This window comes from Streptomyces sp. NPDC058307 (assembly GCF_042880295.1).
Lineage (GTDB): Bacteria > Actinomycetota > Actinomycetes > Streptomycetales > Streptomycetaceae > Streptomyces.
This window is the reverse complement of record NZ_JBHVYZ010000102.1, coordinates 1-20,523: the sequence shown is the minus strand read 5'-3', so window position 1 is coordinate 20,523 and position 20,523 is coordinate 1. Positions and strand designations below refer to the sequence as shown.

General features: G+C 69.9%; 18 protein-coding genes. 8 read left to right on the top strand and 10 right to left on the bottom strand.

Translation table 11 applies throughout. The features are described from left to right. Positions 1-75 precede the first annotated feature (75 nt). Positions 76-1,269, top strand: a complete 1,194-nt coding sequence (locus tag ACFVYN_RS39300; RefSeq protein ID WP_390007262.1) for a winged helix-turn-helix domain-containing protein — start codon at positions 76-78, stop codon at positions 1,267-1,269. Here the strand turns inward: ACFVYN_RS39300 and ACFVYN_RS39295 are convergent. The 6 genes from ACFVYN_RS39295 to mtrA form a co-directional block, all read right to left on the bottom strand. Continuing rightward, positions 1,255-2,001 (bottom strand): response regulator, encoded by a 747-nt coding sequence (locus ACFVYN_RS39295; RefSeq protein ID WP_390007261.1) that lies wholly within the window; start codon positions 1,999-2,001, stop codon positions 1,255-1,257. The genes ACFVYN_RS39300 and ACFVYN_RS39295 overlap by 15 nt on opposite strands. Before the next feature lie 202 nt (positions 2,002-2,203). Then, on the bottom strand, positions 2,204-2,896 hold the full coding sequence (gene hpf / locus ACFVYN_RS39290; protein ID WP_390007258.1) for a ribosome hibernation-promoting factor, HPF/YfiA family: 693 nt from the start codon (positions 2,894-2,896) through the stop codon (positions 2,204-2,206). A 312-nt stretch (positions 2,897-3,208) separates the two neighbouring features. Beyond that, positions 3,209-4,480 (bottom strand): ComF family protein, encoded by a 1,272-nt coding sequence (locus ACFVYN_RS39285; RefSeq protein WP_390007255.1) that lies wholly within the window; start codon positions 4,478-4,480, stop codon positions 3,209-3,211. Positions 4,481-4,784: 304 nt separating this feature from the next. Further along, the gene (locus ACFVYN_RS39280; RefSeq protein WP_390007252.1) at positions 4,785-6,632 is read right to left on the bottom strand and encodes an LpqB family beta-propeller domain-containing protein; all 1,848 of its coding nucleotides are present in this window, start codon (positions 6,630-6,632) and stop codon (positions 4,785-4,787) included. After that, positions 6,622-8,691 (bottom strand): MtrAB system histidine kinase MtrB, encoded by a 2,070-nt coding sequence (gene mtrB / locus ACFVYN_RS39275; RefSeq protein WP_390007249.1) that lies wholly within the window; start codon positions 8,689-8,691, stop codon positions 6,622-6,624. The genes ACFVYN_RS39280 and mtrB overlap by 11 nt, the downstream gene beginning before the upstream one ends. 1 nt (position 8,692) lies before the next feature. Beyond that, a complete protein-coding gene (mtrA, locus tag ACFVYN_RS39270) occupies positions 8,693-9,382 on the bottom strand; it encodes a two-component system response regulator MtrA (RefSeq protein ID WP_328481542.1) in 690 nt (229 codons plus the stop codon). Positions 9,383-9,593: 211 nt separating this feature from the next. On the opposite strand from mtrA, the gene ACFVYN_RS39265 reads away from it, so the two are divergent. Then, a complete protein-coding gene (locus ACFVYN_RS39265; RefSeq protein WP_390007246.1) occupies positions 9,594-9,803 on the top strand; it encodes a hypothetical protein in 210 nt (69 codons plus the stop codon). Positions 9,804-10,324: 521 nt separating this feature from the next. Then, positions 10,325-10,627: a hypothetical protein gene (locus ACFVYN_RS39260; protein WP_390007243.1), complete on the top strand. Its 303-nt coding sequence runs from the start codon at positions 10,325-10,327 to the stop codon at positions 10,625-10,627. 593 nt (positions 10,628-11,220) lie between these two features. On the opposite strand, the gene ACFVYN_RS39255 is transcribed toward ACFVYN_RS39260, so the two are convergent. From ACFVYN_RS39255 to mtnA, 4 genes are all read right to left on the bottom strand, one after another. Next, the gene (locus ACFVYN_RS39255) at positions 11,221-11,787 is read right to left on the bottom strand and encodes a GNAT family N-acetyltransferase (RefSeq protein ID WP_390007240.1); all 567 of its coding nucleotides are present in this window, start codon (positions 11,785-11,787) and stop codon (positions 11,221-11,223) included. 74 nt (positions 11,788-11,861) lie between these two features. Next, positions 11,862-12,776: a MerR family transcriptional regulator gene (locus ACFVYN_RS39250; RefSeq protein ID WP_390007266.1), complete on the bottom strand. Its 915-nt coding sequence runs from the start codon at positions 12,774-12,776 to the stop codon at positions 11,862-11,864. A gap of 116 nt (positions 12,777-12,892) precedes the next feature. After that, positions 12,893-13,207 (bottom strand): GNAT family N-acetyltransferase, encoded by a 315-nt coding sequence (locus tag ACFVYN_RS39245; protein ID WP_390007237.1) that lies wholly within the window; start codon positions 13,205-13,207, stop codon positions 12,893-12,895. Positions 13,208-13,544: 337 nt separating this feature from the next. Then, complete coding sequence (mtnA, locus tag ACFVYN_RS39240; RefSeq protein ID WP_390007235.1) at positions 13,545-14,693, bottom strand: S-methyl-5-thioribose-1-phosphate isomerase; 1,149 nt, start codon at positions 14,691-14,693, stop codon at positions 13,545-13,547. Between the two features lie 140 nt (positions 14,694-14,833). Here mtnA and ACFVYN_RS39235 point away from each other — a divergent pair, with 140 nt between their 5' ends. The 5 genes from ACFVYN_RS39235 to ACFVYN_RS39215 are packed head-to-tail and all read left to right on the top strand — an operon-like array spanning position 14,834 to position 20,426. Then, the gene (locus ACFVYN_RS39235; RefSeq protein WP_390007233.1) at positions 14,834-16,153 is read left to right on the top strand and encodes a glycerophosphoryl diester phosphodiesterase membrane domain-containing protein; all 1,320 of its coding nucleotides are present in this window, start codon (positions 14,834-14,836) and stop codon (positions 16,151-16,153) included. 22 nt (positions 16,154-16,175) lie between these two features. Next, positions 16,176-16,928 carry a DUF4129 domain-containing protein gene (locus ACFVYN_RS39230; protein ID WP_390007231.1) on the top strand — a complete coding sequence of 251 codons (753 nt, stop codon included), beginning with the start codon at positions 16,176-16,178 and terminating at the stop codon, positions 16,926-16,928. Continuing rightward, a complete protein-coding gene (locus ACFVYN_RS39225) occupies positions 16,925-18,127 on the top strand; it encodes a DUF4350 domain-containing protein (RefSeq protein WP_390007229.1) in 1,203 nt (400 codons plus the stop codon). The genes ACFVYN_RS39230 and ACFVYN_RS39225 overlap by 4 nt, the downstream gene beginning before the upstream one ends. Beyond that, positions 18,127-19,116, top strand: a complete 990-nt coding sequence (locus ACFVYN_RS39220) for an AAA family ATPase (RefSeq protein WP_390007264.1) — start codon at positions 18,127-18,129, stop codon at positions 19,114-19,116. Before ACFVYN_RS39225 ends, ACFVYN_RS39220 begins: the two co-directional genes overlap by 1 nt. Then, positions 19,116-20,426: a DUF58 domain-containing protein gene (locus ACFVYN_RS39215; RefSeq protein WP_390007226.1), complete on the top strand. Its 1,311-nt coding sequence runs from the start codon at positions 19,116-19,118 to the stop codon at positions 20,424-20,426. The genes ACFVYN_RS39220 and ACFVYN_RS39215 overlap by 1 nt, the downstream gene beginning before the upstream one ends. The last annotated feature ends 97 nt before the right edge of the window (positions 20,427-20,523 follow it).

Below are 20,523 nucleotides of genomic sequence, written 5' to 3'. Positions count from 1 at the left end.
GTCAGTGGCAGAGCCACGACCACCGGAACCTGAGTATCAGGATCAATGTCAGTGGCGGGCCCTATCTTCGGACCCATGACGACCCCGTCTCCCACCACCGACCTCTCGGCCGACGAGGCCCGCCGCATCGCGCTGCGGGCACAGGGTTTCCTCGGCACCCCCGTCCGCCGTGCCGGAGTCCGCGGCGTCCTCCGTCACCTCGGCGCGGTCCAGCTCGACACCATCTCGGTCCTCGCCCGCTCCCACGAGCTGATCCCGTACGCCCGTCTCGGCGCGGTGGGCCGCAAGACGGTGGAGAGCGCCTATTGGACGACCTCTCCCCTTGGCGCGTCTCCGGCACGACCCCACGCTTTTGAGTACTGGTCGCACGCGGCATGCATCCTCCCCATCGAGGAATGGCCCCACTTCGCCTTCCGCCGCCGCGCCTACCGCGGCCGCCCGCACTGGAACCACCAGCTGCCGGACGGCACCTACGACCAGGTCATCAAGCAGCTCCGCACCGAAGGCCCCCTCACGGCCACCGAGTTGGGCGGGGCGAAGAAGACCAGCGAGTGGTGGGACTGGTCCGGCACCAAGGTCGCCGTCGAGCGCGCCCTGATGTACGGCGAGGTCGTCTGCGTGGAGCGCCGCGGCTGGAAGCGCGTGTACGACCTCGCCGAGCGTGCCGTCCCCGCCGACCTGCTCCACGACGAGCTGGACGACGCCGAGTGCCTGCGCCGCCTGGTCCGTCTCGCCGGCCAGTCCCTGGGCGTCGGCACCCGCGCGGACATCGCCGACTACCACCGCCTCAAGGGCGAACAGGTCGACGCAGTGATCGCCGACTCGGGCCTGGTGCCGGTCACGGTCGAGGGCTGGGGCAAGCCTGCCTGGGCCGATCCCGCCGCCCTGCGGACACCCCCGCGCGGCCGCCACCGCACCACTTTGCTCTCCCCGTTCGACTCCCTGATCTGGGAACGGGCGCGCACGGAGCGGATCTTCGGCTTCACCCACCGCCTAGAGGCGTACGTCCCCAAGCCCAAGCGGGTCTACGGCTATTTCGCGATGCCGGTGCTGGCCGGTGGCCGTCTCGTCGGCCGCGTGGACCCGGCCCGGGAGGGGAGCAGGCTGGTGGCCAGGCAGGTCACCGTCGACGGCCCGAAGGCGGTTCCGGCGGTGGCCCAGGCCCTGGTCGAGGCGGCGAGCTGGGTGGACTGCACGGACATCCACATCGAGCGGGTGGACGCGCCGGAGCTGCGCGAGCCGCTCGTGAGGGCCCTAGCGGATCTCTAGGATCTTCTCCCGCATCGCGTAGACCACCGCCTCCATCCTGGAGTGCAGCTGCAGCTTCTCCAGGATGTTGCGCACATGGTTCTTCACGGTGTTCTCGGAGATGAACAACTCCTTCGCGATATCGCGGTTGTTCATCCCGGTGGCGACGAGCTTGAGGACTTCCAGCTCACGCTCGGTCAACCGCGGGGCGGGCACGAGACGGCGCTCGTCCGTCCGCTGGATCATCGACTTGAACTCGGTGAGCAGCTTCGACGCCATGGAAGGACTGATCTGCGACTGTCCGTCGGCCACGGCGCGAATGGCGGTGGCCACCTCGTCCGTCGAGATCTCCTTGAGGAGATATCCGGTCGCGCCCGCCTTGATCGCGTCGTAGAGGTCGGCTTCCTCATCGCTGATCGTCAACATGATGATCTTGGCGCTGGGTGCCACTTCCTTGATGGAGGTGCAGGCCTCGATACCGCCCCGCTTGGGCATCCGCACGTCCATCAGAACGATGTCGGGCAGCAGGTCGGCGGCCTTGTCTACGGCCTCGGCGCCGTCGCCCGCCTCGCCCACGACCTGGATGTCCTCCTCGGCCGCGAGCACGATCTCCAGCCCGCGCCGGAAGAGTGCGTGGTCGTCCACGACAAGAACCCTGATCGGCTCCTTGCGTGGAGAGCCCGTGTCCGCGCTCATGCCGACGACGCCGTCGCCGGCGTCCTGGCCGTGCAGCGGTCCGAAGCTGTCCGCCATCATTCCTCCCCCTGAAGGCTGTGGCTGGTCCTGTGCCATCGCCAACCCAAGGCAACGACCCACCGGTTGGGTCGATGGGCCCATGATTTCATGCCCAGACGTCAGTGAGATGACAGAGCGGGGCGGGAAGTGGTCGCACGCGGGTGCCCCTGGGGGCGCACACGCGCTCCAGGGGCACCGGCTCAGCCGTCATCCGGGAGGGTCAGCTGCCCGTCGTGTCGCCGGCCGCGGGAGAGTGCGCCCGGGCGACCATCGGGTCCGTGCTCAGGTGGATGACGCCGTAGTCATAGGCGTGCCGCCGGTAGACGACACTCGGTTCCTTCGTCTCGGAGTCGACGAACAGATAGAAGTCGTGCCCGACCAGCTCCATCTCGTAGAGCGCCTGGTCGAGGGTCATCGGGGAGGCGACGTGGGTCTTCTCACGGACCACGAGGGGGCCTTCACCCTTGATCTCCAGCGACCCGATCTTCTTGGTGGGCACGCCGTCCGGCTCTTCCTCGTGAACGGGGTGGCCATCGCCGTCGAGCGTCGCCGCGTCCGGAACGTGGTCGGCGACCTCGGCCGCCGTGAGCCGCCGTGCGCCCCTGCGTGTGTGGCGCTTGTCGTGCTCCTTGCGCAGCCGGGCGTCCAGCTTCTCCGCCGCCAGGTCGAGTGCCGCGTACGGGTCGCTGGCAGCCGCTTCCGCCCGGATCACCGGACCGCGGGAGCGGAGCGTGATCTCCACTCGGTCACAACGGTCGGCCTGTCGGGGGTTCGGCTCCTTGGACACCTCGACGTCGAGGCTGATCACCTTGCCATCGAGCTTCTGGATCTTCTCCAGCTTCAGCTTCTCGGCCACGTGCTTGCGGAACCGTTCGGGCACCTCGGTCTTGCGGCCCTTGACGACGATGTCCACGCAGAACTCCGTTCCCGGATCGCTCCGCCTCGATGCGGAGCATCTCCCTTTTGCACCAGGCTCCGGTGAGCCCCGGAACCTCGGACTCGGTGACGTGCACCTCCTCCCCCGCGGGCAAGATCTCCATTCCACCGTCACGGGTGATGGTGGAAATCCCGCGGGCACGGCATTCGGATTTGCGAGGTGTGGCCTGCGCCTTTCTCACACAACCGAACATATCTCGCCTGGACGGATGTCGTCACCCTCTACTGCGGCGTACCTCCGTTCAGGTGAATTGACCTTCTCGTAACCTGCAACGATGCAACTACGCAGTCAGTTCCGGTTTATTTCGAAAGAACCCGGCGATGCCGCGACCACAGCCGCGCAGATGACGTCACGGACGACCTCCGCGCCCGCCGTTGCCGCCGAACAGCGCTCCCGGACCCTGTCCTCCTCCGTCACTGTGACCATCCGTTCCCCCATGCCTTCCCGGGTTGCAGCGGTGTACACGAGACCCGCCGGATCCTCGCGGCATCCGACCACAACTCGCCCACTACGGCACCCACTCCCGTCGTGCCCCCCTTCGCCATGACGGCCGTCCGTTCCCCGCTGCACACGGGCCTCCAGAGGCCCGATACCACTGCGCTCTCGTGCTCCCTCTTGCCGATGATCACGATGTCCGGCGGTCCTGCGTTCACCGCGGTACGCGATGCTCTCCTGAGCGTTCCCCACCCGGTTCTCCCGAGCCCTCGCCTCCCGGACGGCCCGCGCCGCCTCGGCCAGGGACGCCCCCGTCGTCATCAGGTCGTCGACCAGTACGACCAGCCCCTCGGCCAGGAGTCGTCCGCCACCGGGAACCACGGTCAGCGCGCCCGCGAGATTGTCCAGCCGCTGCCGGGAGTTGAGCCCCGACTGGTCGGCCACGCCCCGCCGCTGCCGCAGTACGGCCACCACCCGTGTCGGCATCCCGGCCCGCCGCAGCTCACCTGCCGCCGCAAGCGCGATGCGCCGGGCCGGATCATGCCCCCGAGCCCGAACCGCCCGCCGCGCGGACGGCACGGGAACGAGCAGCACCGGCACACCGAGCCCCTCACCGGCCCACCCGCCACCGATGAACGCATCGGCCTGCACTCCTCTGGCCCCTGCCAGCGCCAGACCACCTGACACATCGCCTGCGGCCAAAGCCTCCCCCCGCCCACAAAACCCACCCCTCCCCAACTCCCTGGAGGGCCGCCCCAAAGCCCCGTACCGCCGCCCCCGGACCCCCCGAGGCCATCCACACCCCGATGCCTCAGCCCCCGCCTCACCCGCTTCCCGCACGGCCACCCACACAGCCCCCGCCAGAGCCGTACCAAGTGGCCCCGCGAGGCCCAGCACCCCCCTCTCCTTGTGAGCCAGCAACACCGCCCGTACCGAGTCCGCATACCGAGCCGCCGCATGCACGACCGGCAGACCGGACGGCTCCGGCACCGGTCGCACCCGGCTCGGTGCGGCCCCGTCCAGGGCGGCGCGGCACTCCGGACAGAGCACCGCGCGAGGCTTCCCGCAGCCTCCGCACTCGGCCGGCAGCACCAGATCCGTGAGGTCCCGCCACCACCCCCGCATGCCCACCACTGTGCCAACGCCGAAGCCAACCGGCCATCCCTGTGGATAACTCCCTGTGGAAAACCCCACCCCGACGCGAACAGCAGTTCGCACCACGAATTCAGCCCGTACGGCCGCCCGGCCCACGGCCGAACGCAGCCCGCGTATCACTCCCCCTGCGACGATTCCTGCCACGCCCCACTCAGCGAATCCGATCCGCCCGCCCTGACGCGAATCCCCACCCGCCCCAGAACAAAAAAGCGGCCCCTTCACCCGGGGGCCTCACCCCGGCAAAAGCGGCCGCTTCACAGCGCTGTCCGTCACCTCACCCCGGATAGACCGGCGCCGTCCCGTCCACGTCCACCTTCTGCCACTGCGCCCCGGCCGGCAGCCGTACGATCCCGTCCTCCTCCGAGTAGGCCACCAAGGGCATCTCGTCGTCCTCGGACGCCGCGATCTCCTTCACACCCGTGAGCGCGGCCGGCGGCGGCCCCTCCGGAGTGGAGCCGTCGACCTGGACGTACCGCGTCTGCTGCACGCCGCCCTGTTCCCGGCCCACCACCACGAGCCTGCTGTCGCCGGCCCAGGACATGGTGGTGACCTCCTCCAGGTCCGGTGTCGCGGAGCGCAGTTCCCGCACCGAGACGCTCTGCGGATCCCCGGTCCTGCCCTCCCGCTCGATCCGCCCGATGAACAGCGACTGCTTGCCGCCCTTCTCCACGACGAGCGCGATCCGCACCCCGTCGGCGGCCACCCGCAGGTCCTTGATACGCCCGTCAAGCCCAGGCGTCTCCACCTTCAGCGGCTTGCCCGCGCCCTCCTTGAACAGCAGCAGTCGGGGAGCGGCGGGGTTCCGGTCGGCCACCCACAGGTCGCCCTCGGTGTCCCAGCTCGGCGTGGTCAGCCGGTCATGGGCCGTCTTGCCGTTGCTGACCAGCACCGGCTCCCCGAGCGCCCCGCCTGAGACCAGCGACCCGACGTACAGCGCCTTGCCGTCGACGCCGACACCGGCCGCCGTGTGCTCGTCACGCGAGACTGCCACCGACCGCAGGTCCCTGTCGTCGTCGCCCAGGGCTCCGGGCACCGGCACGGGTTCGGCCTTGGTACCGCTGCCGCCCGCCTCGGCAGGGACCCGTACCAGCCGGTGCTCGCCGTTGACGAAGTACAGGAACCCGGGGCGCTCGACCGAGCCGCGCGTGGTGTCCGCATCGGCTTCGCTCTCTGCGGCGGTGCACAACTGCTTGCCGCCCGCCCGCAATTCGACGTCGTCCACGGCAGGCGTGAGGTTCTGCAGGGTGAACAGCAGCTGGGCCGCCATCGCCTTGCACTGATCCAGACCGACGTTCCTGGCCTTGTCGTTGAGCGGGACCGTCAGCGTGCTCCGGTCGTCGGGAGCCAGCGAGGAGACGCCGCTCCTGAGGGCCGTACCGGTGGGAAAACTCGTCCTGACCACGGGGTCGAGCCAGCTCGTCGGCCCGCTGAGCAGGGACCGCACCAATTGCGTCATGGGGTCCACGCGCTCACGCACATACACGGGGTCGGCGACCGCCACGGTCTGCGGAGACGTCGCCGCCCTGGTATGCGAGGCGAAGTAATACTTATTGACGGACACGTAGTTCCGCTGGAAGTCCGACCTGCCCATGACGACCCCGCGCGGAGGGCTGTCGATCCGCCACTGCTTGGTCTTCTTGTCCTGCACGAGGTGCACGGTCTCCCGGTACTCCCCCGATGCCGGCGAGTACGACTGCTGCGCGTCCACCACGGCCACCTTGGTGCCGACCAGCGTGAACGACTTGTCGTGGGCCTGCTCCTGGCCCACGGGCGGCACGACGTCGGCCCCGGGCCCGTCGTCGAGCACCGTGGTGGACAGCCCCGGCTGCCACTGCTTCGCGGCGCTCTTCGTCAAGTACTGCCGGGCCGTCTCGTAGTTGGGATCGTCGCTGGTCAGCGCTTCGAGAAAGCCCTGCATGATGTCCGTGGGCTCGGCGTCCTCCTGCGGAGGCATCGCGAAGACCCGCACCTGCGTGTCCTGGCGCGGCGTGGAGTCCACCCCGCGCAGATCCCCGCTGTCCGGCATGGAGGCACAGCCCGCCAGCAGTACGACGCCACAGGCGACGTACACCGTCGCGCGCCCCGGCGTGTGCCGGCCGCTCCCCTCGCCGTCAGCGCCCATGGAATGCCTCTCCCTGCTGTTCGTACGACTCCTTCGCCCCGGAGTCCGGGCGCCCGGGCGTCCCATCGCCGGGCACGTCCCCGGCGGACGCGTCCTCCGGCCGTGCCGCACTCGACGCCGGCCGGGCCACCACGCGCGCGCCGTTGCCGGGCAGCGCCGTCGGATCAGCCGTGGGGGTCACCGCGCCCGCCCGGGGCGCTATCGGGTCCCGCGCGGTCACCTGGTCGCTCTTCGGCTGGACCGGCACGGTGGCCGCCTTGTCGGCGCCTCCGCGCGGCAGGCCGGCGTCATCGAGGCCGCGATTGCGCCGCGAGTCCTTGGGCTCCAGCGGTATCGGCGAGCCGCGCAGCGGCTCGTCGGCCGTCCGGGGCAGTGTCAGCCGGAACTGCGAACCGCCGCCCGGCTCACCCCACGCCTGGAGCCAGCCTCCGTGCAACCGCGCGTCCTCCAGCGCGATGGACAGGCCGAGCCCCGTACCGCCGGTGGTACGCGCGCGTGCCGGGTCGGCCCGCCAGAAGCGGCTGAACACGCGCGTGGCCTCACCCGGCTTGAGCCCGACCCCGTAGTCGCGCACCGCGATCGCGACCGCCCCGCCCGCCGAGGCCAGCTTGACCACGACGTCCTTGCCCTCACCGTGCTCCACGGCGTTGACGACGAGATTGCGCAGCACCCGCTCCACTCGCCGGGCGTCGGCCTCGGCGACGACGGGCTGCTGGTCCCCCACGATCCGGACCGTCGTGCCCTTGCGCTCGGCGAGCGGCTCGGCCCCGCTGACGACCCGCCGCACGACCTCCCTGAGGTCGATCGGCTCGGCCTCCAGCGCCGCCGCACCCGCGTCGAACCGGCTGATCTCCAGCAGGTCCGCGAGCAGGGTCTCGAACCGGTCCAGCTGGTCGGCGAGCAGTTCGGCCGACCGCGCGGTCATCGGATCGAAGTCCTCGCGCGCGTCATGGATGACGTCCGCGGCCATCCGTACGGTCGTCAGCGGCGTCCGCAGCTCGTGCGAGACGTCCGACACGAACCGCCGCTGCATCCGCGACAGGTCCTCCAGCTGCTGGATCTTCAGCTGGAGATTCTGCGCCATCTTGTTGAAGGCCTCGCCGAGCCGCGCGATGTCGTCCTCGCCGGTGACCTTCATCCGCTCCTGCAGCCGCCCGGCGGACAGCCGCTCGGCGATCCCGGCCGCCATCCGCACCGGCGTGACGACCTGCCGCACCACGAGCCAGGCGATGGCTCCGAGGAGTACGACGACGAAGAGCCCGGCGGTCGCCAGGGTGCCCTTGACCAGGCTGAGCGACTTCTCCTCCTGGGTGAGCGGGAAGAGGTAGTACAGCTGGTACGGGTCGCCGTTGGGGTCGTTGACCTGCTTGCCGATGACCAGGGCGGGCTGGGACTCCTCCTCGGCGTCGTACACGATCCGGGTGTAGCTCTGCGCGGCGGCCGAACTGTCGTCGACCTTCTCGCGCAGCGCCTCGGGAACGCTGGCCGTCGGATCGACGTCACCGGAGGCGCGCGGTCCGCGCCCGCTCCCGCTGTCGCCGCCCACGGGCAGGCTCACCACGTCGAAGGCGCCCTGGCCGCCGCTGGAGAGCGAGTAGACGAGGTTGCTCATCCACTCGATGACGAACTGGTCGGACTGACCGTCCGCCGCAGTCGTGTCGTCGGTCCCGGCGTCGGCTTCCTCCGCCTTCTGCTTGGCCACCGCGAACCCGCCGGTGGCCTGGCTCTGCGATGCCTTCACCTTGGCGTCGAGGAGCCCGTTGCGCACCTGCCCGATGACGACGAAGCCCAGCAGGAGGACCACGCCGAGCGACATCAGCAGGGTCGTGGCGACGACCTTGAGCTGGATGTTGCGCCGCCACAGCCGCATCATGGGCAGCAGCGGCCGGCGCACCCAGCGCATGAAGAGCCTCAGGACCGGGCTTCCCTGGACTCCGCCCTGGAGCAGCCCGTCCTCGATGAACCGCCCCCAGCGGGAGCGGGCTTTCGTCCGCCCGACAGGCCGTCCCGTGCTCACCCCGGCCCGCTCGGGCGACGAAGCGGCACTGTCCCCGGACATGTCAGCTGGGCCCTGCCTTGTAGCCCACACCACGGACGGTCACCACGATCTCGGGCCGCTCCGGGTCCTTCTCGACCTTGGAACGCAGCCGCTGCACATGCACATTGACAAGCCGGGTGTCGGCGGCGTGGCGGTAGCCCCACACCTGCTCGAGCAGCACCTCACGCGTGAACACCTGCCAGGGCTTGCGCGCGAGCGCGACCAGCAGGTCGAACTCCAGCGGCGTCAGCGCGATCGACTGCCCTTCCCGCTTCACGGAGTGGCCGGCCACGTCGATGACCAGGTCACCGATGGCGAGCTGCTCCGGAGCCGGCTCCTCCGACCTCCGAAGCCGCGCCCGGATCCGGGCCACGAGCTCCTTCGGCTTGAACGGCTTCACGATGTAGTCGTCGGCGCCGGACTCCAGCCCCACGACGACATCCACCGTGTCGCTCTTGGCCGTCAGCATCACGATCGGCACGCCGGACTCCGCCCTGATCAGACGGCACACCTCGATGCCGTCCCGCCCGGGCAGCATCAGATCCAGCAGCACCAGATCCGGCTTGGCCTCACGGAACGCGGCCAGCGCCTTGTCGCCGTCGGCTACGAAATACGGCTCAAAACCTTCACCACGCAGCACAATGCCCAGCATCTCGGCAAGTGCGGTGTCGTCGTCGACGACAAGGACTCGTCCCTTCATAAACGACATCATCCCATTCTCATAACAGTGGCGAAGGCAGTGGTGAGACAGCTCACCGACCAGTGACCTTAGTCGTACCGGGCCGTCACTGTCTGCCTGCGTCCCTCGGCGTTGATGTCAGCGATGGATGTCAGGCTCTGATCAGGGCGACGGCCGGTTCGTGACCACGGGTACCCCTGGACTCGCATGAGGGTGCGAGAGGCGGGGCGAGAGGGGGAGAAGCGTGTCTGAGACCTCGGTGGCTCTCATCACCACAGGCGCGGCTTTGGGAGCTAGCGCGATCACCGGGGGGCTGACCTGGCTAGCTGGCCGCAGCAATCTGGTTCGTGACCTGATGGAGCAGAAGGCGGTTCGCCAGGAAGAGCACCACCGAGAGGTCTATACCATTTGTCTCGAATCGCTATCGAAAATGGCTGAGCTAACTACGCTGTAGGGCGTCAGCAGGATGGACGAGGACGACGAGCGGGCAAGGGATCGTCGGGCGGACATCACCTCTCACATCCCTGTCCAACTCCATCAACTGTCGGCACTAACGCTCACTGGGCCCGATGCCCTCGTAGAAGACTTCACGCGAGCCCATGCTGCCCTGATGGACTTCGCCGAGTTCGTTGATCGTTTGCCACCCGTCGGAGACCCAACCAGGCCAAGTGATCCGGAACAGGCAGTCGTCCCACTTCTGGCAAAGGTCAGCGATGCGGTAGACGTCTTCGGCCGAACCGCGCGTACAGCGCTGGAGGTGAACTGAGCCACGAGGTCGATGGAGTCTCAATGACCGAGTCAAGGCCAGGCCCTCCGCTCCCCCCGTCTCCTCGATGCGAACCATGGGCACGACGGTCACTCAGGTCTGCTCGGCTGGTCACACGGTCGCATGTGGCTGCTGACGGTTGATTCGGGTCGCGACGGTTGCTGTACCTCGCTGCTGTACGGCAGGAAGGCCTCTGCTTGGATCGGCCCATGATTTCTGTTGGCACCCCGGACGAGACGCAGGAGAAAGCAGAGCTTGCGGTCGGGTTCGGCGGAGCGTCCTTGGGGTTCTGGTTCTGCTGTCCGTTCTGGATACTGGTCAGCTTCGTCGCGCTGCCTCTGGCGCTCGTTGGCCTGGTGCGGGCCTTTGTCGAGTACCGCGCATCAAAGTCGGGGCGAGCGAACAGGACGCGAGCTGTAGTGGGTGGCGCGTTGTCCCTCTTGGGGGCGGCAGCGGCAATCGCCTACATGATCTTTCTGGCAACCCATCCTGATCTTCCCGTCCAGGGGTAGCCCCCTCATTGGTGGCCTGTTCGATGTGGGTCAGGCGGACGAATAGACCCACCGCTTCAGGAGCGAGGTTGGGGGATCACGGGTCTGACCTGGGAATCCCTGCCTTGGGCGGCGTGGGGAGGTACGCACTTTGGCGTACCTCGGCCTACCTCGATTCCCCGTGAGTCCCCGTCCGTTCTGGCACGGAAGTGGCACAGCAGCGACCCCCTCGAAACCGCATCGATCAAGGCTCCTGCGGCTCGCCCTCGGCAGTGTCATCCGCGAAACCTCTGCGGCCGCGTCTCGCTGCTCGCATCCGGTCGATCAGGAGTCCTGCAAGTGCAGCCAGGAAACAGATCGCCGCTGCGCCGAAGCCCACCCGAAGTAGTGGCGGTCGTCCGTTGCCCGACGCGCGGGCGCCGGCCCAGACCGCTGCGGCCGTGAGCCCGAGACCCTGTATCCACCATCGCTCGTCCGTGGCGCTCTGTGAACGCACCCCACCTCGTCGCTCTGGTCCGTGCCGGGGCCCGCTTCGAACGCGGCCATCTCGTCGAACGCTCCGAGACCCTCTCGGCGTGAGCAGCCTCAGCTGATCCGCAGAAGCCGGGAAGATCTCAGGCACTCGTGCGCCGTATGTGCAGGTGGCCATCGCGGGGGAAGGAGGGCGGTGCCGCGGGCAGGATGGTGTCGAAGTCGAAGCGGCTCTTCTGTGCAACCCGGCACGATGCCAGGTTGTCCACCTGGTGCAGGAGTTCGAGACGCTCCAGCCCGTCGGCTGCGAAGGTGTCGAAGGCCCAACTGGTGAGTGCCTCCAGAGCGCGGGAGGCCACTCCCCGCCCGCGAGCGTGCGCCGCGGTCCAGTAGCCCACTTCGGCCGCCGGTTTGCCGGAGGTGACTTCCTTGAGGACCACGTTGCCCACCAACTGTTCGCGAACCGAACCGGGTTGTGTCTCAAGGACGGCGAAGCCGAACCGGTTTCCCGCTGCCCAGCCCTGCTGCTGAGCCTGCACCCAGCGTGCCCCGTCGGCGTCGTTGTCCACGACAGAGTTCGCCCACTGGCGCAGTGCGGGATCCCGGCTCACCTCGACCAATGCGGCAACGTCCTCCATGCGCCAGGGGCGAAGAACGAGAGCGGGAGAGACCGGCGACGCGGCCACCTGAAGTACGACCGGGGCACTCATCAACCGATCATATGTGGCGGCGTTTTCACCCGATGCCAGCCGCGTCCGGCCCATGCCGCCTTGTGACCGCCCCGTCATTGCTGTGTCCGGACGTGCAGAGCCTGGACGGACCAGTCGAACACCGGAGCCAGACTCTCCGGGGCCGGCCAGCCGTTGACCACTGCGAGCAGCTGGAGGTATCGCTCCCTGCGGGGGTCGTTCACGCTCTCCAGCCGAGTCGCCAGCCGGCGGCGAAGCTCGACGTCGTCGGGGCGGCCGAGGAGGTGCGCGTAGTGCGCCGTGAACGCCGCGACGATCGGATCGGCCTGGGGCGAGGCCGGGTTGATGCCGGCGGTCAGGGCGGGGCCGGCCTGGTCACGGACGGCTGCGGCGATGTCTCGGCGCGGGACCATCGTGGCGCTTCGGGCCTGCTCGGCTGCCTGATCCTCGGCCATCCGCCGCACGGCGGCGCGGAAATCGGGGTCCAGGGACATTTCGGCCAACTCCACCCACGCCTGGAGCTGCTCTGCCTCCGGGTTCTCGGGCAACTCGGGGGTCATCGAGCGCATGACCCCCGCGAATGCGGGGGCGGCGTCAAGACCGCCGAAGACGGCGTCGAGGAAATCGCCGATCAGACGTCGGCGTTCGTCCTCGGAGAGCTGGGCCAGTCGGTGCATGAGTTCCGTCTCCTCAGGAGTGGACCCGCGCTCGGCCACCGCCGTCAGCACCGCGCGCCGCAGTCGCAGGACGCGGATCTGCACTGCCAGTGCTTCGGCGTGCGCCGCGGCGACCTCGGGAAGCGAGAGCTCGCGGTCCACGACCTTGCGGATCGTGGGAAGGTCCAGTCCCAGCTCGCGCAGGGTCCGCACGAGGTCCAGGCGTGCGACAGCGTCGATGTTGTAGAGGCGGTAGCCGGCCGGGCTGCGGTCCGTCGGCGCCACGATTCCGCGATCGGAGTAGAACCGAATGGTCTTGACCGTGAGACCGGTCCGTCGAGCGAGGTCGCCGATCGAGTAGAGCGTGTCGCCGTCCGTGCCCCCACCTTTGTGTCTCCCCCTACTGGAGACTCAAGTCCCTTCGCCTGCCAGCAGGCAACCACTCCTCATCCACAAGTCTTGACAATTCCTCAGGTCCGGCCGATCTCGCGCCAACCGAGGCGTTCATACAGGCGTATGGCGGCTGTGTCCTTCGTCATCACGTCCAGGACCAGCCGAATCCCGCGCTCACGGCCGTAATCCATGGCGGCTCTCATAAGGCGTTCACCGACCGCGTGCTTCCTGGCGGTCTTCACGACAAACAACCTGGCCAGCACCGCGATTCGGTCTTCCTCGTCGCCACTCTGCTGCATCCAGAGCGACACCGCGTCCTCTCCGTGCGGGCGCATCACTGCTATATGCCCAACGATGGCGCCGTCGAGTTCTCCCACCCATGCATCGATCACATTTCGGCACGCTGCTGGTCCACCTCCGGTTGCACCCCCGGATCGTCAAGGCAATCCTTCGGCACAGCCGGATTTCGACGACATCGGCGCTGGAAACCGCCGCTTGATATAGCCGTTGGATGTCACGGCCCCTCGCCTCGCGCATCGTCGCAGGTAGAGGGGCCGTTGGCGTTGATCAGGGCGAGAGCGTCCCATTCTCATAACAGTGGTGAAGGCAGTGGTGAGACAGCTCACCGACCAGTGACCTTAGTCGTACCCGACCGTCACTGTCTGCCTCGACCGCCGCCGTGGATGCGAGCCGCGGACGTCGGGCGGATGCGTGGCCACCGCATCCGGATCAGCTGATCGTCACCTCCCGGGACCTGGCACACAACTCGGCAAGGGCCTCAGCCGTCACCGGCGACACCACGCCCTCCTCCGTCACGATCGCCGTCACCAGCTCCGGCGGTGTCACATCGAAGGCCGGGTTGTACGCCTGCGTCCCCAGTGGCGCCACCGGAATCCCGCCGCCCGCCTCGACCCCCGCCACCGGCACCTGGGGCGCCACGATCTCGGTCACCTCGTGTCCGGGCCGCTGCTCCACCTCGATCGACGCCCCGTCCGGAGTGTCCAAATCCACCGTGGTCACCGGCGCCACCACGATGAACGGCACATGGTGATACCGCGCGAGCACCGCCAGCGGATAGCTCCCCACCTTGTTCGCCACCGAGCCGTCGGCCGCGATCCGGTCGGCCCCGATCAGCACCGCGTCCACCTCCCCCGCCGCGAACAGCGAGCCCGCCGCGTTGTCGGTCAGCAGGGTGTACGCCATCCCGCTGCGCGCCGCCTCGTACGCCGTCAGCCGGGCGCCCTGGAGCAAGGGACGCGTCTCGTCCACCCACAGCCGCCGCAGCTGCCCCGCGCGGTGGGCCGCGAGGGCCACCGCGAACGCCGTCCCCTCGCCGCCCGACACCAGCGAACCGGTGTTGCAGTGGGTCAGGATCCGATGCCCGCCACCCGGCAGCAGCTCGTCGAGCAGCGCCAGCCCACGCTCGGCCATGGCGGCACTGGCCGCCGCGTCCTCCTGGTGCATCCTGCGCGCAGCCGCCAGCGCTGCCCCCGCCGCCGCTTCCTGATCACCGCTCTTGCCGAGCTCGGCCCGATAGGCGGCCTCGGCTCTGCGTACGCCGACAGCGAGGTTCACCGCGGTCGGACGCGCGGACGCCAGCGCGGTCGCCGCATCGTCCACCTCGAACCCGCGCGCGGCGGCGAGCGCGACCCCGTACGCCCCCGCGATGCCGAGCAACGGCGCCCCGCGCACGGCGAGCGAACGAATCGCCTCCACCAGCGCGGACGCGTCCGTACAGACCAGTTCGACCTCCTCGGCCGGCAGCCTCGTCTGGTCGAGAAGCACCAGCACGGGGCCTTCGGGTGGCTCCTCCCAGCGGATCGCCGGGATCTCGGTGGGCTTGCTGTCCTCGCCGGATTGCACGTACTGATCAGCCATGCGATCAGTCTGCCCCTTGTCCGCCGGACTATTGAAGGTGTGCAGTGCATACCGCGGCTGGTCCTTCGCCCACCACCCCATGGCACGATGGCTGCCAACCTGCCGCCGCGACCGCGGACGGGCACCGTGAAGGAGCGACGATGAACGACACTCCGGGCTGGGCCTCGCCCGGATCCGCCCCGTCCGACGGGCACGAGCCCGGCACGTCCGGTCCCGCCGAGCCCGTAACCCGGCCCGACACCGCGAAGCCCGCGCAGCCGGAGGACAATCCGCAGGACGCCGGCTCGAAGTGGTCCCAGGAGCAGCCGCCACCAGGTCAGTGGTCCGCTCCCACCGGCCCCGCCGCTCCCGGTCAGACCCCTCCGCCCCCGCCGCCCGGCCCGGGCTGGGGCACGCAGCCCCCCGCCGGCCCGCCCGGAGGCTACAGCCCTCCCCCGGGCTGGGGCGGCGGTTACAACGGCTGGGGCGGTCCCCCGCCCGCCGCCAAGCCCGGCGTGATCCCCCTGCGGCCGCTCGGCGTGGGCGAGATCCTCGACGGCGCGGTCTCCACCATGCGCACCTACTGGCGCACGGTCCTCGGCATCTCGCTGACCGTCGCCGTCGTGACCGAGGTCCTCGTCATCCTGCTCCAGGGCTTCGTCCTGAACGACAGCGCGGGGACCGAGGCCCTCAACGACCCCAGTGCCAGCGCCGACGAGCTGACCCGAGCCCTGGGCGAGACCATGGTCGGCTCCACCGTCGTCTTCCTGATCTCCCTGATCGGCACGGTCGCCGCGACCGCACTGCTGACGACCGTCACCAGCCGAGCCGTGCTCGGCAGGCCGGTCACCACCGGTGAGGCCTGGCGCGACGCCCGCCCGCAGGTGCCCAGGCTGTTCGGCCTGATCTTCCTGCTGCTGCTCATCACCTTCGGCCTGCTGACCGTCGGGGCGCTGCCCGGCATCCTCGTGGCCGCCGTGGGCTCCAACGGCGGCGGTATCGCCCTCGCGGTCCTCGGCGTCCTCGGCGCCGGCGTCGTCGCGCTGTGGCTGATGATCCGCTTCTCCCTGGCCTCGCCCGCGCTGATGCTGGAGAAGCAGAGCATCGTGAGGTCGATGAACCGCTCCACGAAACTGGTCCGCGGCTCCTGGTGGCGGGTGCTCGGCATCCAGCTGCTGGCCGGGCTCATCGCGAACATCGTGGCGGCGATCGTCGTCATCCCCTTCACATTCCTCGCCGCGGCGTTCAGCGGTGAAGGTGTCGGCGGCTTCGTCAACGGCACCGGCAACCTCGGCTGGACGTTCCTCATCATCAGCGGCATCGGCTCGGTGATCGGCTCCATGATCACCTTCCCGATCTCGGCCGGCGTCACCGTGCTCCTCTACATCGACCAGCGCATCCGCCGCGAGGCCCTCGACCTCGAACTGGCCCGCGCGGCCGGCGTCCAGGGCTACGGCACCGGCGCCACTCCCGGGAGCTGATGCGGTGAACCTGCCGGGGGGAGTGCTCACCATATTGCGCGCCGTCGACACCTCCGCGCTGTCACCGGCACGGTCCGCCGACGAACCGCCGCTCACGATCCCGCGCGGCCCCGCGCGGGAGGCGGCCCGTCGCGAGCTGGCCAAGCGCATGTACCACGAGAACGACCCCAGTTGGTTCCAGCGCGCCCTCAACGCGTTCTGGAAATGGGTCGACAAGCTGTTCAACGCCGCCTCGTCGGCGACACCGGGCGGACCACTCGGCGTGGTCGTCGTCATCGCCGCGATCGTCCTGGTCGTCGGCGCGCTGTGGTGGCGCCTGGGCACCCCGCGCCGGGGCCCCGCCTCCGCCGCCGCCCTGTTCGACGACCGCCCCCGCAGCGCCGCCGACCACCGCGCGGCCGCCGAAGCGCACGCGGCCCAGGGCCACTGGAACCAGGCCGCACAGGAGCGCATGCGCGCGATCGTCCGCGCCCTGGAGGAGCGTGCCTTGCTCGACCTCCGTCCCGGCCGCACCGCGGACGAGGCCGCCGCGGAAGCGGGCCGCGCCCTGCCCTCCCACACGGACCGGCTGCGTTCCGCCGCCCGGGACTTCGACGACGTCACGTACGGCGGCCGGGCCGCGACCGAGCAGTCGTACCAGCGCATCGCCGAACTCGACCGCGACCTGGAACGCACCAGGCCGGTGCTCGCGAACACCACGAGCGGACACACGAGCGGCCACACGAGCAGCAGCCACAGCGCGGACCACAACGCCCGCCGGGGAGCCGCCGAATGACCACCGAGGCCACGCTCCCGTCCACCTCGGCCTCTCCCACCGCCCGCCAGGTGTGGACCCGCACGCGAGGCGTCGTACTCGCCCTCGTGCTGCTCCTCGTCGCGGCCGTGACGATCGCGGCGATCCGCTCCACCGAGCGCCACGGCAGCCTCGACCCGCGCTCCGCAGACCCCTATGGCAGCCGAGCCGTCGCCGAACTCCTCGCCGACCGCGGCGTCGACACCCGCCTGGTCACCACCCTGGACCAGGCACGCGCCGCGGTCGGCCCCGACACCACGCTCCTGGTCGCCGTACCCGACCTGCTGACGCACCGCCAGCAGAGCCGGCTGCGCTCCGCGACCGCCGCATCCGACGGCCGCACCGTCCTCGTCGCCCCCGGCAGCTGGTCCGTCGAACGGCTGGCCCCGGGCGTCGTCGCGGACCCCGCCACCAGCCTCGACTCGACGCTCTCCCCCGACTGCGGCCTGCCCGCGGCCCAGCGCGCGGGGACCGCCGACACCGGTGGCATCCGCTACACCGTCACCGACCCCGGCAACGACGAGTGCTACCCCAGCGAGCGCCTGCCCACCCTGGTGCGCGTCCCGGCGGTCTCCGGGGACGGCGACACCGTCGTACTCGGCGCGCCCGACATCCTCTACAACGACACCCTCGACGAGCAGGGCAACGCCTCGCTCGCCCTCCAACTCCTCGGCTCCCGCCCGCATCTGGTCTGGTACCTCCCCTCGCTCTCCGACTCCTCCGCCGCCGACTCCGGCGACGAAAAGGACTTCCTCGACCTGCTCCCCTCGGGCTGGCTCTGGGGCACACTTCAGCTCTTCCTGGCGGCTGCGGTCGCCGCCCTCTGGAGGGCACGCCGACTGGGCCCGCTCGTGCCCGAGAAACTCCCCGTGGCGATCCGCGCCTCCGAGACCGTCGAAGGCCGCGCCCGCCTCTACCGCAAGGCCAACGCCCGAGACCGCGCGGCCACCGCTCTTCGCTCCACCACCCGCACCCGCCTCGCCCCCCTCGTCGGCGTCCCCGTCGCCCAGGCGCACGCGCCCGAAGCCCTGCTCCCCGCCCTGTCCGCCCACCTCCACCGCGACGGACACGGACAGTCCCTGCACCCCCTGCTCTTCGGCCCGCCGCCCGGCGACGACGCGGCCCTCATCTCCCTAGCCGACCAACTCGACGCCCTCGAAAGAGAGGTACGCCGTTCATGATGGACCCGACCACCGACAACGCCGGGACCACCGGGGACCCGGACACCGCCCGGGCCGCCCTGGAAGCCCTGCGCACCGAGATCGCCAAAGCCGTGGTCGGCCAGGACCCCGCCGTGACCGGTCTTGTCGTCGCCCTCCTCTGCCGCGGACACGTACTACTAGAAGGAGTCCCCGGGGTCGCCAAAACGTTGCTCGTCCGCGCCCTCGCATCCGCACTCGAACTCGACACCAAGCGCGTCCAGTTCACCCCCGACCTCATGCCGAGCGATGTGACGGGCTCCCTGGTCTACGACACCCGCAGCGCCGAGTTCTCCTTCCAGCCCGGCCCCGTCTTCACCAACCTCCTCCTCGCGGACGAGATCAACCGCACCCCGCCCAAGACCCAGTCCTCCCTCCTGGAGGCCATGGAGGAGCGGCAGGTCACGGTCGACGGCACCCCGCGCCTCCTCCCCGACCCGTTCCTGGTCGCCGCGACCCAGAACCCGGTGGAGTACGAGGGCACCTACCCCCTCCCCGAAGCCCAACTGGACCGTTTCCTCCTCAAACTGACGATCCCGCTCCCCTCCCGCCAGGACGAGATCGACGTCCTCACCCGCCACGCCGAGGGCTTCAACCCCCGCGACCTCAAGGCCGCCGGCCTACGCCCCGTAGCAGGCCCGGCCGACCTCGAAGCCGCGCGCGCGGCCGTCGCCAAGACCACGATCTCCCCCGAGATCACCGCCTACGTCGTCGACGTCTGCCGCGCCACCCGCGAGTCCCCCTCCCTCACCCTCGGCGTCTCCCCCCGTGGCGCCACGGCCCTCCTGGCCACCTCGCGCGCGTGGGCATGGCTCACCGGCCGCGACTACGTCACCCCCGACGACGTCAAGGCCCTGGCCCTCCCCACCCTCCGCCACCGCGTACAACTGCGCCCGGAGGCCGAGATGGAGGGCGTGACGGCCGACTCCGTCATCAACGCGATCCTCGCCCACGTCCCGGTCCCCCGCTGATGGCCCTCACCGGACGCGCCGCGCTCCTCGCAGCCCTGGGTTCCCTCCCCGTCGGCATCTGGGAACCCAGCTGGACGGGCATCCTCGCGGTCAATGCCCCTCTGGCAGTTGCCTGCGCCTGCGACTTCGCCCTGGCGGCACCCGTACGACGGCTCGGTCTGACCCGGTCCGGCGACACCTCCGCCCGCCTGGGCGAGACGGCCGACGTCACCCTCACGGTCACCAACCCGTCCGGCCGCCCGCTCCGCGCCCACATCCGCGACGCCTGGCCCCCGAGCAGCTGGCAGCCCGGCACCGAGGTGGAAGCCTCCCGCCATCACCTGACGGTCCCGGCCGGCGAACGCCGAAGCCTCACCACTCGCCTACGCCCCACCCGCCGCGGTGACCGCCAGGCCGACCGAGTGACGATCCGCTCCTACGGCCCCCTGCGGCTCTTCTCCCGCCAGGGCGCCCACAAGGTCCCCTGGACGGTCCGTGTGCTGCCCCCGTTCACCAGCCGCAAGCACCTGCCTTCCAAGCTCGCCCGCCTGCGCGAACTCGACGGGCGCACCAGCGTCCTCACCCGCGGCGAAGGCACGGAATTCGACAGCCTGCGCGAGTACGTCCCCGGTGACGACACCCGTTCCATCGACTGGCGAGCCACCGCCCGCCAGACCTCCGTCGCGGTACGCACCTGGCGCCCCGAACGTGACCGTCACATCCTCGTGGTCCTCGACACCGGCCGTACCTCGGCGGGACGCGTGGGTGACGCCCCCCGCCTCGACGCCTCCATGGATGCGGCCCTGCTCCTGGCCGCCCTTGCCTCCCGCGCCGGCGACCGCGTGGACCTTCTCGCATACGACCGCGGAGTACGCGCCCTGGTCCAGGGCCGAACAGCCAACGACTTGCTCCCGTCACTAGTCAACGCAATGGCCACCCTCGAGCCCGAGCTCGTCGAAACGAACGCTCGTGGTCTTACCGCCACAGCCCTGCGTACGGCCCCTCGCCGCTCCCTGGTCGTGCTGCTCACCAGCCTCGACGCCGCGCCCATCGAAGAGGGCCTGCTGCCCGTACTTCCTCAGCTCACCCAACGGCACACGGTCCTTCTGGCCTCAGTGGCGGATCCCCATATCGCCCGCATGGCCACTGCCCGCGGCAACACCGACGCGATCTACGAGGCCGCGGCCGCCGCTCAGGCCCAGACGGAACGCCATCGCACGGCCGAACAACTCCGCCGCCACGGAGTGACTGTCGTCGACGCGACACCGGACGACCTGGCTCCCGCTCTGGCCGACGCATATCTGGCACTGAAGGCAGCCGGCCGCCTGTAAATGAAAAAGGGGGCGCAAAGCGCCCCCGTAAGGAAAAGAACCTGAAACGCAGAAAACCCCCGTGCCGAATGGCACGGGGGTTTTCTCACAAATTGTT

Coding starts and splice junctions, on each gene's coding strand:
- mtnA (WP_390007235.1), bottom strand. CDS start 14,693: ATGGCTGATCAGTACGTGCAATCCGGCGAGGACAGCAAGCCCACCGAG.
- ACFVYN_RS39285 (WP_390007255.1), bottom strand. CDS start 4,480: ATGCGGGGGTGGTGGCGGGACCTCACGGATCTGGTGCTGCCGGCCGAG.
- ACFVYN_RS39260 (WP_390007243.1), top strand. CDS start 10,325: ATGATTTCTGTTGGCACCCCGGACGAGACGCAGGAGAAAGCAGAGCTT.
- ACFVYN_RS39215 (WP_390007226.1), top strand. CDS start 19,116: ATGGCCCTCACCGGACGCGCCGCGCTCCTCGCAGCCCTGGGTTCCCTC.
- ACFVYN_RS39255 (WP_390007240.1), bottom strand. CDS start 11,787: ATGAGTGCCCCGGTCGTACTTCAGGTGGCCGCGTCGCCGGTCTCTCCC.
- ACFVYN_RS39235 (WP_390007233.1), top strand. CDS start 14,834: ATGAACGACACTCCGGGCTGGGCCTCGCCCGGATCCGCCCCGTCCGAC.
- ACFVYN_RS39280 (WP_390007252.1), bottom strand. CDS start 6,632: ATGGGCGCTGACGGCGAGGGGAGCGGCCGGCACACGCCGGGGCGCGCG.
- ACFVYN_RS39300 (WP_390007262.1), top strand. CDS start 76: ATGACGACCCCGTCTCCCACCACCGACCTCTCGGCCGACGAGGCCCGC.
- mtrA (WP_328481542.1), bottom strand. CDS start 9,382: ATGATGTCGTTTATGAAGGGACGAGTCCTTGTCGTCGACGACGACACC.
- ACFVYN_RS39220 (WP_390007264.1), top strand. CDS start 18,127: ATGGACCCGACCACCGACAACGCCGGGACCACCGGGGACCCGGACACC.
- mtrB (WP_390007249.1), bottom strand. CDS start 8,691: ATGTCCGGGGACAGTGCCGCTTCGTCGCCCGAGCGGGCCGGGGTGAGC.
- ACFVYN_RS39225 (WP_390007229.1), top strand. CDS start 16,925: ATGACCACCGAGGCCACGCTCCCGTCCACCTCGGCCTCTCCCACCGCC.
- ACFVYN_RS39295 (WP_390007261.1), bottom strand. CDS start 2,001: ATGGCGGACAGCTTCGGACCGCTGCACGGCCAGGACGCCGGCGACGGC.